Source organism: Virgibacillus sp. LDC-1, assembly GCF_030137545.1.
GTDB lineage: Bacteria > Bacillota > Bacilli > Bacillales > Amphibacillaceae > LDC-1.
This window is the reverse complement of sequence record NZ_JARUVL010000004.1, coordinates 43,368-57,617: the sequence shown is the minus strand read 5'-3', so window position 1 is coordinate 57,617 and position 14,250 is coordinate 43,368. Positions and strand designations below refer to the sequence as shown.

Genomic DNA, 14,250 nt, shown 5'->3' with positions numbered 1-14,250 from the left:
GAATAAATAGATCGTTCATACTTACACTTGCATTCGCATTACTTCATTGTAAGCATCAATTGCTTTACGCTGAATTTGCACAGCAGTTTCTAATGTAATACTTGCTTTTTGGGCTGTGATCATGACATCGTGTAAATCATCAATTTTACCAGCCGCGAGTAATTCCGTCTTTTTATCCGATAATGTTTGTGCTTCATTTACCTTTTCGATTGCCTTCTTTAACGTGTTACCGAATTCTGCTTGCGCCTTTCCAGGACTTGTAACTTGTTTATTTCCTTCTATAATTCCCGAGTTTTGAATCCCTTGTATTGATTGCAACATATAAATCCTCCCATCTATTTACCGATTTCTAGTGCTTTCATTAGCATGCTTTTACTCGCATTTAAAGCAGTAATATTCGCTTCGTAAGATCTTGTTGCACTCATTAAATCAACCATTTCTTTTAATGGATCAACATTGGGTAATTGAACGTAGCCTGCATCATCTGCGTCAGGATGAGCTGGGTTATAAACCAATTTAAACGGTTCGTCATCCGCTACGATTCCGGTTACTTTTACACCATCGGTTTTCTCTGCATTTGCAGCCTTATGCAAAAATGATTGAAAGCTTCCTTCACGTGGTGCAACAGTTACCATTTTCCGACGATATGGCTCATATTCTCCGTTCTCATTTACAGTTGCGCGAGTTGTTTGTGCGTTTGCTATGTTTGCTGAAATTACATCCATGCGTAGCCGCTGAGCAGTGAGTGCACTTGAACTAGCATTAAACGAATGAAAAATCGTCATCTTTACCTACCTCCTTTTAATACCGACTCAAGACTTCGGAACTTTCCATTAATTCTATCAACAAGACTATTATAATAAATTTGGTTTTTAGCTAATTCAGCCATTTCTTTATCAACATCCACGTTATTGCCATTATGGTTATACATGGTATTGGTTTTTCTAATCATTTGGTAAGGTTTATGTATGTCTTCATTAAAAGCAATATGCTTTTTATGTGTTCGTTTTGCGGCAAGGGAATCTTGAAGTGCATTATTTAACACATCTTTAAAGACAACATCCTTCGCTTTGTATCCAGGGGTGTCGTTATTTGAGATATTGGTAGAGATCGTTTGATTTTTAATACTTGCAAAATCTAAGGATTTCTCCAAAGTTTGGATAGTTCCTCCAAAAAGATCCATGACTTACCTCCTATTTTTTGTATTTCATACATGTAAAATGGTAATTTTGGTACAAAAAACTTATGTAAGACCGACACAATTCTTTGTGACTATACGAACATTGTAGATTATATTAAACATAAAGTCTACCAAAATTCGACAATTATTATGTTGGGAAATTAAAATAGTAATAAAATACCATTACTTTATTACTATTTTACTATTATTTCTTTCCTCTACCCCTCAAAAATAAAAACTCGCAGAGATATTTATGAGCGTTAAATTATCTTTTTTGAATAAAAATTCCTACCAAATAATAGATAGTAGTTCTTTATGCCTGACAATCGTGTGATTTAGCTAGTTTTCGACAAGTTTTCTGAAACATAAGAACTAGTTTTCATTGGATTTTTTGTTAAAGAGAGAATCAGTATAAGGAAAAGTTATTATTAAACGAGGATGGAAAACACCTTTGCACAAATCGATGTTTTAAAAAGGAGCTACGTCTTATCATTTGGTGCTCGATGAAATAAAAATAGGCTGTTCATGATGAACAGCCTATTTTATGCCTATTTTATTCTTTTATTATCTTGAACGAAGCTTTTCAAGCTCTACCAAGAATTTATCATTTAATACCTTAATATACGTACCCTTCATACCTAAAGAGCGTGACTCAATAACTCCAGCACTTTCGAGTTTACGAAGCGCATTTACAATAACAGAACGTGTTATTCCTACTCGGTCTGCAATTTTACTTGCAACTAAAAGCCCTTCTTTACCATTTAATTCTTCAAAAATATGATCAATCGCTTCTAATTCACTATAGGATAGGGAACTGATTGCCATTTGAACCACAGCTTTGCTTCGTGCTTCCATCTCAATTTCTTCTGTTTTTTCGTGTAGAATTTCCATACCTACTACTGTAGAACCGTATTCAGCAAGGAGTAAATCATCATCGTTAAAGCTTTCAGTTAAACGACCAAGAATTAATGTACCTAAGCGCTCTCCGCCACCAATAATTGGAACAATCGTAGTTAGACCGTTTTTAAACAAATCGCGATTTTCAACAGGGAATACGGTATATTCACTATTCACATCAAGATTAGCAGTTGTTTCGCGAATATTAAACAATCCTTCTGTATACGTTTCAGGAAATTGTCTATCTTCTAACATTCCCTTCATTCTTTCATTTTCAATCTCTTGGTTAATTGCATATCCTAAAAGCTTCCCACGTCTACTTACAATAAAGATGTTTCCTTTAATTACATCTCTTAAGGAAGCAGCCATATCATTAAAGTTTACTGACTTTCCTGTTGCCTTCTGTAGCATTGCGTTAATTTTTCTAGCACGTGTTAATAGATCCATTATAATCTTCCTCCATTCAATTCTTTAAATTATAGGATAAATTGGCTTAAATCCTTGTTTTTTACGATGGTGCTCAATTTATTATCGACATATGCTGGTGTAATTTCAATGGTTTCCATTAATATGTCGGGAGCTTCAAATGATAGATCTTCTAAAAGCTTTTCCAAGATCGTATGAAGTCTTCTTGCTCCAATATTATCTGTGTCTTGATTTACTTGAAAGGCAATTTCCGCTAGTCTGTCTATCGCCTCATTCGTAAACACAACGTTAATACCTTCTGTTTTTAACAGTGCGGTATATTGCTTTAACAAGGCATTGGACGGTTCCTTTAAAATGCGCTTAAAATCCTCAGTTGAAAGTTTTTCTAACTCTACTCGAATAGGAAATCTCCCTTGAAGCTCTGGAATTAAATCCGAAGGTTTCGCCATATGGAATGCCCCTGCAGCAATAAATAACATGTGATCGGTTTTAACAGGACCATGCTTTGTCACAATTGTAGATCCTTCTACAATTGGTAAGATGTCTCGCTGGACACCTTCACGAGAAACATTTGGAGAATGCTCCTGTTTACCAGCAACTTTATCGATTTCATCGATAAATATGATCCCAGATTGCTCGGCACGAACAATTGCTTCCTGCGCTACTTCCTCCATGTCAATCAGCTTTTGAGCTTCTTGTTGAGTTAGCACTTTTCTTGCCTCTGATACTGGAAGCTTCCGAGTCTTTTTCTTTTTTGGCATGAATTGTCCTAACGCATCTTGCATATTCATACCCATATGCTCCATGCCAGAGCCTTGAAGCATATCAAAAAAAGATGGTTGTAATTCTTCAATATTTACAGTAACGATGTTGTCTTCTAATTCGCCTAATGCTAATTGATGTTGTACTCGCTGGCGTTTTGTTCTGATTTCATGGTCCTGTTCCTGATCCTTTTCTTGGTCGTCATCACTTTGCTGACCCGAAAAGAGTAATTCAAATGGATTTTTAACACTTGTTTGCTTTTTGGTCTGCGGCACAAGCAAGGTCACAAGAATTTTTTCCGCCTCTTGTTTTGCTTTTTCCATTACTGAATTCATCTTTTCTTCACGAACCATGCGTACAGACATTTCTACCAAATCGCGAACCATCGATTCTACATCGCGCCCAACGTAACCAACTTCAGTAAACTTCGTAGCTTCTACTTTAATAAATGGTGCGCCAACAAGTTTAGCAAGCCTTCTAGCGATTTCGGTTTTCCCAACCCCAGTTGGACCGATCATCAAAATGTTTTTTGGTACTATTTCGTCTTTAATTTTTTCTTCAAGCTTCATACGTCGATAGCGATTTCTAAGTGCAACAGCTACCGATTTTTTAGCTTGCTGTTGACCAATAATATATTTATCCAACTGACCCACAATTTGCTTTGGAGTTAAATCTACACCCATTCCTTTGTAATGGCCTCCTTATTACTCTAAAACTTCTAGAGTAAGCTGATCATTAGTAAACACACAAATTTCACCAGCAATTGTTAAAGCTGCTTCCGCAATGTCTTTCGCTGTCATTTGGTCTGCATACTTAGCCATTGCTCTTCCAGCACTTAGAGCATAATTCCCTCCTGAACCAATTGCGAGGATACCATCATCTGGTTCAATGACTTCTCCAGTGCCGGAAACTAAAAACATATGCTGCTTATTCATGACAATCAACATAGCTTCTAACTTGCGAAGTACTTTGTCACTTCGCCACTCTTTTGCTAATTCAACAGCTGCCCTAGCTAAATTACCATTATACGCCTCAAGCTTACCTTCAAACTTTTCAAAAAGCGTGAAAGCATCCGCAACAGAACCAGCAAATCCAGCTAAAACCTGCCCATTGTATAGCTTGCGTACCTTTTTTGCTTTATGCTTCATTACGACAGAGTTCCCTAAAGTTACTTGACCATCGCCACACATAGCGCATTGTCCGTTATGCATGATTGAAAAAATTGTCGTAGCATGCATTTCATTCGCCAATAAACTCACCTCTTCACTGGCATATTTCAATGATGTGCTCTAGGATGACTGTTCATATAAACTGTTCGCAAACGATCTTTCGTAACATGTGTATATATTTGCGTAGAGGATAGATTTTCATGCCCAAGTAATTCTTGGACGGTTCGTAAATCAGCACCTTCATTTAACATATGTGTTGCAAATGTATGTCTTAATTTATGTGGGTGCACATGTATAGTAAGAGACGCTTGCTCTACTAGCTTATTAAGAATTAAGCGAATCCCACGAACAGTTAATGGATTACCTCGAGCATTTAAAAATACAGCATCAGTAGTATTCCCAGACTTCTCTATTAATTGTTTTCTACCGTCCTGTATGTAAGTTTCCAAAGCGGCTTCAGCAAACCTTCCAAAAGGAATATATCGTTCTTTATTTCCTTTTCCTTTTACAAACATTGTTCCAATAGCAAAATCAATATCGACGAGTTTTAAGTTTTGACACTCACTAACTCGCATACCTGTAGCATATAGAACTTCTAATATTGCTTGATTTCGTTGTCCTAATGAACTCGATAAATCACTTACTTCAAACAATTTTTCAAGTTCTTCTGTATATAAGAAGCCTGGTATTGATTTTCCTGCCTTTGGTAATGATACTTGAACAAATGGATTGCCAGTAACGATATTCTCTCGTTCTAGGAATCGATAAAAACTTCTCAAACTAGAGATGTTTCTAGACACTGATCTTCTGCTCAGCTTTCGGCTATACAACGTAGTTAAGAATAAACGCACAACTCGATAATCAATCTCAGCTAGTTCTGTTAACCCTTCCTGCTCCATAAACAAAAAAAATGTTTCCAGATCATTCTGATAATATTTTACAGTATATGGAGAAGCGTTTTTTTCAATTTGCAAATACTCCATAAATTGCTTGCACGCTATCTCATGCTTCATTACGTCTTCACCCCATTGAACAGCGACTAAATCATATCATACTGAATTTGAGAAAGCAATAAATTTAACAAAATTGTAACAAGATTCAGAATCGATTACTATTTTTTGAAAATGGAAACAAGATTTAATGAATTTTAGTAGGATTTTCTTAGAAGTTAAGCTCACTACTAAACTTATTATCATACAGTGTGTGTCAAGTAAAAACACTTACCAATAGGGAATTATATCCCTTTTTAATTAAATAGTCAACTAATTTACGTTTCATAGAAAATGGGAACGATACTATCATCATAACCGTTTTATCACAACATTAATCATAATACATTGAATTTTTTTGTTTCATAAGATCATTAGCGTTAATTACTACATACCAAAACCGAATCAAAGACAAACGAAAAAGTCGTTTGACTATAGATCAAACGACTTGTCATCTAGCTTTGTAGCTTTTCTTTATAATCACATTTCGTACATTGAATTTGGGTTGTTTTTTTATTTCGCTTTTCTACAAGCAAGGATTCACATTTAGGACAAGGTCTAGCAACTGGCTTATCCCAAGAAACGAAATCACATTCAGGAAATTGATCACAACCGTAAAACACACGACGTTTCTTTGATTTCCTTTCGACAATGTTTCCTTTTTTACATTTTGGACATGGTACGCCTATTTCTTTCAATATCGGTTTTGTATTCCGACACTCTGGAAAATTGGAACATGCCATAAACTTCCCATAGCGGCCCATTTTAAATACCATCTCATGTCCGCACTTCTCACAATCCTCGCCAGCAGGCTCATCTTTGATCTCAATTTTATCCATTTCATTTTCTGCAACTACAAGTCGCTTATTAAAATCACCATAAAAATCATCGATGATTTGAACCCATTGGATATTACCATCTTCAATTGAATCTAATTCACTTTCCATTTTCACAGTAAAATCAACATCGATAATTTCTGGGAAAAATTCTTTTAGTAAATCAATAACGATAATACCAAGTTCAGTAGGAACAAAACGTTTATTGTCAATACTTACATAGCCTCTTCTTTGAATGGTGTCCAAAGTTGGGGCGTACGTAGATGGTCTCCCAATCCCTTTTTCCTCCATCGTCTTTACAAGTCGAGCTTCTGTATAGCGTGGTGGTGGTTGCGTAAAATGCTGATTCGGATCAATGGAGTTCGCTTGTACAATCATACCTTCAGATAGGTCTGGAAGAAGCTTGTTCTCATCCTTTTTATTATCATCATTTCCTTCTACGTATACCTTCATAAAGCCTTTAAACTTTATAGTAGAGCCGGTTGCCCGAAACTCAACATTATTATTTAACAAGTGGACTGTCATTGTATCGAGCACAGCTGCAGCCATTTGACTCGCTAAAAACCGTTCCCAAATAAGCTTGTAAAGACGCAATTGATCACGAGATAAAATATCCTTTAATGAGCTTGGATCACGATTAACTGAAGTTGGACGAATGGCTTCGTGAGCATCTTGTGCTCCTTCTTTTTGCTTATCATTCGCTTGCTTTCCAAGAAACTCTTTCCCAAATTTGTCTTCAATATAAATTGTCGCTTCTTGTTTTGCAGTTTGCGAGATACGCGTTGAATCAGTACGCATATACGTAATTAACCCGGTGATTCCACCTGCTTTTTTTCCTAGGTCAATTCCTTCATACAACTGTTGGGCAATCATCATCGTTTTCTTCGCTCGGAAATTTAATTTACGAGCTGCTTCTTGCTGTAAGGAAGAAGTTGTAAATGGCTTTGCTGGATTACGTCTTCTTTCACGTTTGTTTACTTTATCAACAGCAAACTCTTTTCCGGATAGTAGCTTTTGAATTTCTTTTACATCTACTTCCGATTTTAATTCTCTTTTTTTCCCATCTACTCCATAGAAAGATCCTTCAAACAACTCTTTTTCTTTCTGAAAAGCTGCTTCGATAGTCCAATATTCTTCTGGTTTAAAATCTTTAATTTCCTGTTCTCTATCAATGATCATTTTGAGGGCTACAGATTGAACACGTCCAGCACTCAATCCTTTTTTTACTTTTTTCCATAATAATGGGCTAATATTATAGCCGACTAAACGATCCAATATTCTTCTTGCTTGCTGGGCATCAACTAGATTATGATTAATCGACCTTGGATTTTTAAATGATTCCTTTATTGCATCCTTTGTAATTTCATTAAATACAACGCGACATTTCGAATCTTCATCAATGTTAAGTGCATGAGCTAAATGCCATGCAATGGCTTCTCCCTCACGATCGGGGTCAGCTGCTAAATAAATTTTCTTAACTTTTTTTGCTGATGTTTTCAAGTCCTTTAATATATCACCTTTGCCTCGAATGGTAATATATTTCGGTTTAAAATCATCTTCTGTATCTACACCCATCTGACTTTTGGGAAGATCTCGAACATGCCCCATCGATGCTTTTACTTTATACTTTTTTCCTAAATATCGTTCAATCGTTTTAGCCTTGGCAGGCGATTCTACGATTACAAGATAGTCTGCCATATTTCTTTCCTCCTAAAATGAGGTGCAAAATAAATTATCTTAAGTTTGCGCTTCATGTGTGCCATTAACTGCACTTAATAAAATGGAAATCTTCACTAATATTAAATATATATAATACTTTTGTCAAACGAACTGATAAACGTCATTCAATTAGCAATCGTTATCTTTGCCAAATACCTTTTATCGTTTCCCAGTCTTCTTCGATATCTTCCCACTTCGTTATAAGCTTTGCTCCCTCTTGAATAATTTTGTGACATCCCTTAGTTTGTGGAATCCAAGGGTCTCCTGGAGTAGCAAATACTTCTCTTCCCTGCTCTAATGCTTGTTCAACTGTAATTAGCGTTCCGCTTCGTTCCATCGCTTCAATTACTAAGGTTCCGAACCCCAATCCACTAATAATTCGATTTCTTTCTGGAAAGTGATAAGGCTGAGGGGCTGTTGTCGGCGGATACTCTGATAGAATTAATCCATTACTTGTGATTATTTCCTTAAACAATCCTACGTTTTGTTTTGGATAAATATGCTGAAAACCACTTCCTAGCACTGCAATTGTATATCCTTTTTCAGCTAAAGCAGTTCGATGTGCAAAGCTATCGATCCCTTTTGCCATCCCACTAACAATGACCCAGCCTTGTTTAATAAGTGGAGACAATAAATATGTCGTTTTCTTCATTCCTTCATTAGAAGGAGTTCTAGTTCCAACAACACTTAGGGACGGGAACTGATGTAATAGATTCATATTCCCTATCGCAAATAAAACAAGCGGCAAGTCCTTTATCGTTTTTAACATAGCAGGGTAGATGTCGTCAACTATTGTAATAATTGTATATCGGGAACTGTCTCTTTTTATGTCGTACAAAAGTGCTTCATTGTGTAGGTCTTTGTATAAAATGTAGGCTATATTTGCTGGTATAGCTAAAGTAGCAGCAAGCTGTGAGGTAGAATACTCGTAGAGTTTTGTTAATGAGGGATCTTGATGAAGAAGCTTATGAAGCCTTGCTCTAGTAATGCCTTTACAATAGTATAAATGAATCAACCGATCGCGAAATGTAGAGGGCAATAAATCACATCCTTAAGAAAAGAGCTGGTACAATTCGGAAGTTTCTAATACAATCCTAGAATACTTACATCGCAGATTAAATCTAGAATACCTTTGTACCAGCCTCTTATTATTTTTTAATGTGTTTTACATTTTTCATCGAGTCCACGTTCTTTAAGAACCTGAATCATCGTTTCTCCCATTACTGCTGGAGTATCCGCAACTGCAATGCCACACTCTCTCATAATCCGTATTTTCTCATCTGCAGTTCCTTTTCCTCCAGAAATAATTGCTCCAGCATGCCCCATGCGTTTCCCAGGAGGTGCAGTAGCGCCGCCTATAAAGCCAACAACGGGTTTTTTCATGTTTGCCTTTACCCATTCTGCAGCTTCTTCTTCCGCAGTTCCACCAATCTCACCAATCATTATTACCGCTTCTGTTTCAGGATCTTCATTAAATGCCTGAAGCACATCAATAAAGTTTGTACCATTAACTGGGTCTCCACCAATACCAACAGCTGTTGTTTGACCATAACCAGAAGTTGATAATTGATGAACTGCTTCATACGTTAACGTACCGGAACGTGATACAACACCAATGTGACCTTTTTTATGAATATAACCTGGCATAATCCCAATCTTACATTCTTCCGGTGTAATTACACCTGGGCAATTTGGTCCAACTAGGCGCGTTTTCTTGCCTTCCATATAACGTTTTACTTTTACCATATCCATTACAGGAATATGCTCCGTAATACAAATTACAAGATCCAATTCTGCATCGACAGCCTCAAGAATGGCATCTGCAGCAAATGGAGCTGGCACATAAATAACAGATGCATTTGCTCCTGTTTTTTCTACTGCTTCCTGTACCGTATTAAAAACCGGAACGCCTTCTACTTCTGTACCGCCTTTTTTCGGTGTTACACCACCAACGATTTTTGTTCCATATTCAAGCATTTGTTTTGTATGAAATCTGGCTGTTCCACCAGTTATACCTTGGACAATAACTTTTGTATCCTTATTAACATATACACTCATCTTCGTCCGTCCTTTCTATCAGCTTTCTCGAAATTTTTGTGTTTTCTTTTGAAGCTATTACTTCACCATGGAAACAATTTTTTGCGCACCATCTGCCATCGAATCAGCAGAAGTAATATTGAGCTTAGATTCCTCAAGTATTTTCTTTCCAAGGTCAACGTTTGTTCCTTCAAGGCGAACTACTAATGGAATCTCTAAGCCTACTTGCTTCGTTGCTTCCACTACACCTTCCGCAATAACGTCGCACTTCATAATTCCACCGAATATATTGACAAAAATTCCTTTTACATTTGGATCGGACAAAATGATTTTAAAGGCTTCCGTTACCTTTTCAGCAGTTGCACCACCTCCAACATCTAGGAAGTTTGCTGGATCACCGCCATAGTGCTTAATAATATCCATTGTGGACATGGCGAGGCCTGCACCATTTACCATGCAACCAATGTTTCCATCTAAAGAAATATAGCTCAAATCATATTTAGAAGCTTCAATTTCTTTTTCATCTTCTTCATCAAGATCGCGCAACGCCATAATATCTTTTTGTCGATAAAGTGCGTTATCATCGAAGTTAAGCTTTGCATCAAGTGCAAGTACTTCTCCGTCACCTGTCGTTACAAGTGGATTAATTTCTGCTATCGAGCAATCTTTCTCAACGAATGCCTGATAAAGGCCCATCATGAATTTCACCGCTTTTGATAGCAGTTCATCTGGAATATTAATATGAAATGCCAGTCTTCTAGCTTGATAACCAGTTAAACCGACAACAGGATCGATTACTTCCTTAAAGATCTTTTCAGGTGTTTTGGCTGCTACTTCTTCAATTTCTGTACCACCTTCTTCAGAAGCCATCATGACCACACGAGAGGTTGCGCGATCTAATACAACACCAACATAGTATTCTTTTTTAATGTCACAGCCCTCTTCAATAAGGAGACGTTTTACTTCCTTACCTTCTGGGCCTGTTTGGTGCGTTACAAGCACTTTTCCAAGTATTTCATCTGCATATGTACGCACTTCGTCTAAACTTTTGGCAACTTTTACACCACCAGCTTTACCCCTACCGCCGGCATGGATTTGTGCTTTAACGACTGTTACGGAAGATCCGAGCTTTTTAGCAGCCTCCATAGCTTCATCTACTGTATAAGCTACATAGCCATTCGGAACTTTTACGCCGTAATTACGTAAAACTTCTTTGCCTTGATACTCATGAATGTTCATCCTTCATCCTCCCATCAAATTCACTGCATTTCCATTGTATTAAAAAACAACAAATTTCACAAGAATAAGCGAAACTTGTTGTCTAGTCGATTATAAATCTATTTCCTGATCTGTTCGGTAAACAAAAGCAAATACTTCCGCAACTACTTGATAGAGCTCTGCGGGAATCGTTTCATTGATATTCAGCTTAGCCAGTAACTCCACAAGAGATGGGTCTTCTAGAATAGGGACATTCGCTTTTTTTGCCTCTGCTATAATATTATCAGCTACCAATCCCTTGCCAATTGCTGTTACTTTTGGTGCATGACTTTTCTTAACGTCATACTGTAAAGCTGCTGCCTTCTGTCTTTTTTCGTTCATATTCGATAATCTACCCCTTCATAGATGGCATTATCCTTTTTCACTGAGGTGGAAGGATTTGTACGCTCCATTTCTTTAAATGGCTCATAACCAATTGAGGTTAGCTGATAATCTATGGAAGCCAATCCTGCTTTTATATCCTCCTGGTACTTTTTAGCATAATCCTTTAATTTAGGATGATCATTAAAAATAACGATGGACACTGCTCGTTTTTGAATGTGCATATCAATCACGGTTTGTTTTAAGTTTGCTAGTTCAAGGTAAAACAACACGCGACAATGATCACTATCGATTTTTCCATTCGCATTTTTTCTACCTTCAAAATCTATTTTAACATCTTGAGGCAGTCCCAACTTTCCAGCAGGAAACTGTAGCTGTGCTTGAATAAGCTGACCACTCTCCTGCACAGATTGAAGCTGTAGTCCATTTAAAACGTGAATTAACTGCTGTGCTCTATCAGAAACGTTCGTATCGCCCCGCTGTTGCACAACTTGTAGCAATAACGCTTTCATTGTATTCATTTGATGCTGCTGGTTCCCCCTAGCAATCTCGTTTTCTAAAGAAAGCCCTGATAACTGAAAGAAACGATTCATATGTGAGAGAAACGCATCTTTGAGAGATGGAAGTGACACGGTAGGCGATTCGGACAATCTAGGAAGCATGTGCGATACTTCCTCAAAAGTCGTTGTAGCTGCTAACGTCCGAATCATTGCGACTATTTGCTTTAGATGACCGAGCTCATTTTTTACATTTACTAAATTATTACCTTCTTGAGGAAGACCTAACGCTCGTAAAACATGGTCAACTGCCTGTTTAAAGGAAGTGAATTGCTGTTCTGTTAAACTAGCAGTACCTTTTAACGGCATCCCTTCAACAATTGCCCAATTGTTTAAAAAGGTGGTCGCGTGCTCTTGTATTGTAGCCTTCATGCCTATTGTAGAAGTAAACAACTGCTTTAGCCTAGAAACATCGAATGGAAAGCTGGAAGTTGCATGTTGTTCTAGCTTTGTATTACCTTGCAAATCTAAACCATGAAGTAATTGCTGCTTCCAATTAGAAAATGGAACAGATAAATCGATAAACCGCAATGCTTTCATCATATGAAATAATCTTGGATTATCTTGACGCGCCTCCGTTAGCATCCATTCCAATAATACTCCTTTTCCTTCCATAGCAGGCTGTGTTAATTCACTAATTTGTTGCATTAGTGCATGCTGTGCGATAGTGGGATTTTTTACTGCCTTTAATACATTAAAAAGACCGGATAATTGTGTAGATACACTTAAACTGTGCTGCGTTTTCATTGCTTGAAAAATCGATTCTTTTATTGGTATTGATTGCGCGATCATTTGCTTTAGCGTTTGTAACACTTCCGTTGAGGTTCCATACTTTTCAAGAATAGGAAATGCTTTTTGCAACTGCTGCACATCAAAAGGGATCTTCTCATAAACAAGTAATTGTGTGAATATGTTCATTCCTTTTGTTGCCTTAAAACCAAGCTGCTTTAATAGCTGCATCATACTATCCTCAGAGTTTAAAGTTACTTGTTCGTTTACAACCTTTAAATGAACCATGTCCGCCGTTTGCTGTACTTGAAAAAAATATTTCTCTCCAACAGTCAATGCTGCTTCCAGTTGAGCAATCATCATTTTTGAGCCTAACTGGATTGCTGCCTTATTATTCGGGTAAAGTTTTAATATCTTACCTTGCACAATTTGTCCAGGTCGAAGTTCATTAGAAGATGACGTGGTTTTCATTATAGAATTAGCTCCTGATATGTATTGAATACCCAACGAAATGACCTCCTACCTATTGATTTGCTCCTTTGACTGGGGCAAATGACTTGCGATGATATGGTGTGATTCCATATGTTTTAAGTGCCTCTAAATGAGCTTTAGTTCCATATCCCATATTTCTATTAAATTGATACATTGGATATTGTTCATGAATTTCTTGCATGAGAGTATCACGGGTAACCTTTGCCAAAATACTTGCAGCAGCGATAGAAATACTTTTTTGGTCTCCTTTGGTCATTGCTTTTGAAGGCCAAGGTAATCGATCAAGGTTCACCGCATCAATTAACACGTAATCGGGTGCAATATGAAGCTCATCTAATGCAAGCCGCATTGCACGTTTCGTAGCTTCAAAAATATTAATGTCATCAATAATGGAATTGTCCTGAACAGCAATACTATAGGAGATAGCTTGATCTTTAATAATGTGAAAAAATTCATTTCTTTGTGCCTCATTTAACTGCTTCGAATCGTTAAGTCCTAGCAATTTAAAATGAGGAGGTAAAATAACTGCTGCAGCAACAACAGGGCCAGCTAGTGGACCGCGTCCAGCCTCATCCATGCCAGCAATATACATATACCCATTTTTTCTACCTTCATTTTCAAAGTGACACATTGTTTGAAACTGTTTTTCTAGTAATAATACGTGTTGTTGTTTTGCTTCGTATCTTTTTAAAAGGGCTTGTACACCCTTTCGATTATCATTTTTTAGCTCTTGAAGCAATGTATCCTTTACTTCCCCACTAGCTAAGATTGTTTTAATTTCCGTTATTGTAGCACTCATTTTCTTAGCACCTTACTTTCTATCTCTATTATCGGTTTCTTTATTGGCAATGTGAACGA

General features: G+C 37.1%; 14 protein-coding genes. All 14 read right to left on the bottom strand.

Translation table 11 applies throughout. The features are described from left to right. Positions 1 to 21 precede the first annotated feature (21 nt). The 14 genes from fliE to QBK89_RS05025 all read right to left on the bottom strand — a co-directional run bounded on the left by fliE (position 22) and on the right by QBK89_RS05025 (position 14,191). Entirely contained in the window at positions 22 to 321 is a 300-nt protein-coding gene (fliE, locus tag QBK89_RS05090; RefSeq protein ID WP_284139946.1) for a flagellar hook-basal body complex protein FliE, read from the bottom strand. 14 nt (positions 322 to 335) lie between these two features. Next, complete coding sequence (gene flgC, locus QBK89_RS05085) at positions 336 to 785, bottom strand: flagellar basal body rod protein FlgC (protein WP_284139945.1); 450 nt, start codon at positions 783 to 785, stop codon at positions 336 to 338. A gap of 2 nt (positions 786 to 787) precedes the next feature. Then, the gene (flgB, locus tag QBK89_RS05080; RefSeq protein ID WP_284139944.1) at positions 788 to 1,183 is read right to left on the bottom strand and encodes a flagellar basal body rod protein FlgB; all 396 of its coding nucleotides are present in this window, start codon (positions 1,181 to 1,183) and stop codon (positions 788 to 790) included. Between the two features lie 561 nt (positions 1,184 to 1,744). Further along, complete coding sequence (codY, locus tag QBK89_RS05075; RefSeq protein ID WP_284139943.1) at positions 1,745 to 2,524, bottom strand: GTP-sensing pleiotropic transcriptional regulator CodY; 780 nt, start codon at positions 2,522 to 2,524, stop codon at positions 1,745 to 1,747. A 29-nt stretch (positions 2,525 to 2,553) separates the two neighbouring features. Then, the gene (gene hslU, locus QBK89_RS05070) at positions 2,554 to 3,948 is read right to left on the bottom strand and encodes an ATP-dependent protease ATPase subunit HslU (protein WP_284139942.1); all 1,395 of its coding nucleotides are present in this window, start codon (positions 3,946 to 3,948) and stop codon (positions 2,554 to 2,556) included. A gap of 21 nt (positions 3,949 to 3,969) precedes the next feature. After that, a complete protein-coding gene (gene hslV, locus QBK89_RS05065) occupies positions 3,970 to 4,515 on the bottom strand; it encodes an ATP-dependent protease subunit HslV (protein WP_284139941.1) in 546 nt (181 codons plus the stop codon). Between the two features lie 26 nt (positions 4,516 to 4,541). Beyond that, positions 4,542 to 5,447: a tyrosine recombinase XerC gene (gene xerC, locus QBK89_RS05060; protein ID WP_284139940.1), complete on the bottom strand. Its 906-nt coding sequence runs from the start codon at positions 5,445 to 5,447 to the stop codon at positions 4,542 to 4,544. 431 nt (positions 5,448 to 5,878) lie between these two features. Further along, positions 5,879 to 7,957, bottom strand: a complete 2,079-nt coding sequence (gene topA / locus QBK89_RS05055) for a type I DNA topoisomerase (RefSeq protein WP_284139939.1) — start codon at positions 7,955 to 7,957, stop codon at positions 5,879 to 5,881. A gap of 160 nt (positions 7,958 to 8,117) precedes the next feature. Then, positions 8,118 to 9,017 (bottom strand): DNA-processing protein DprA, encoded by a 900-nt coding sequence (gene dprA / locus QBK89_RS05050; RefSeq protein ID WP_284139938.1) that lies wholly within the window; start codon positions 9,015 to 9,017, stop codon positions 8,118 to 8,120. 116 nt (positions 9,018 to 9,133) lie between these two features. Continuing rightward, entirely contained in the window at positions 9,134 to 10,036 is a 903-nt protein-coding gene (gene sucD, locus QBK89_RS05045) for a succinate--CoA ligase subunit alpha (protein WP_284139937.1), read from the bottom strand. A 57-nt stretch (positions 10,037 to 10,093) separates the two neighbouring features. Then, a complete protein-coding gene (sucC, locus tag QBK89_RS05040; RefSeq protein WP_284139936.1) occupies positions 10,094 to 11,254 on the bottom strand; it encodes an ADP-forming succinate--CoA ligase subunit beta in 1,161 nt (386 codons plus the stop codon). Positions 11,255 to 11,344: 90 nt separating this feature from the next. Then, complete coding sequence (locus QBK89_RS05035; RefSeq protein WP_284139935.1) at positions 11,345 to 11,614, bottom strand: EscU/YscU/HrcU family type III secretion system export apparatus switch protein; 270 nt, start codon at positions 11,612 to 11,614, stop codon at positions 11,345 to 11,347. Then, a complete protein-coding gene (locus QBK89_RS05030; RefSeq protein ID WP_284139934.1) occupies positions 11,611 to 13,371 on the bottom strand; it encodes a hypothetical protein in 1,761 nt (586 codons plus the stop codon). The genes QBK89_RS05035 and QBK89_RS05030 overlap by 4 nt, the downstream gene beginning before the upstream one ends. A 52-nt stretch (positions 13,372 to 13,423) precedes the next feature. After that, the gene (locus tag QBK89_RS05025; protein ID WP_284139933.1) at positions 13,424 to 14,191 is read right to left on the bottom strand and encodes a ribonuclease HII; all 768 of its coding nucleotides are present in this window, start codon (positions 14,189 to 14,191) and stop codon (positions 13,424 to 13,426) included. Positions 14,192 to 14,250: the final 59 nt, after the last annotated feature.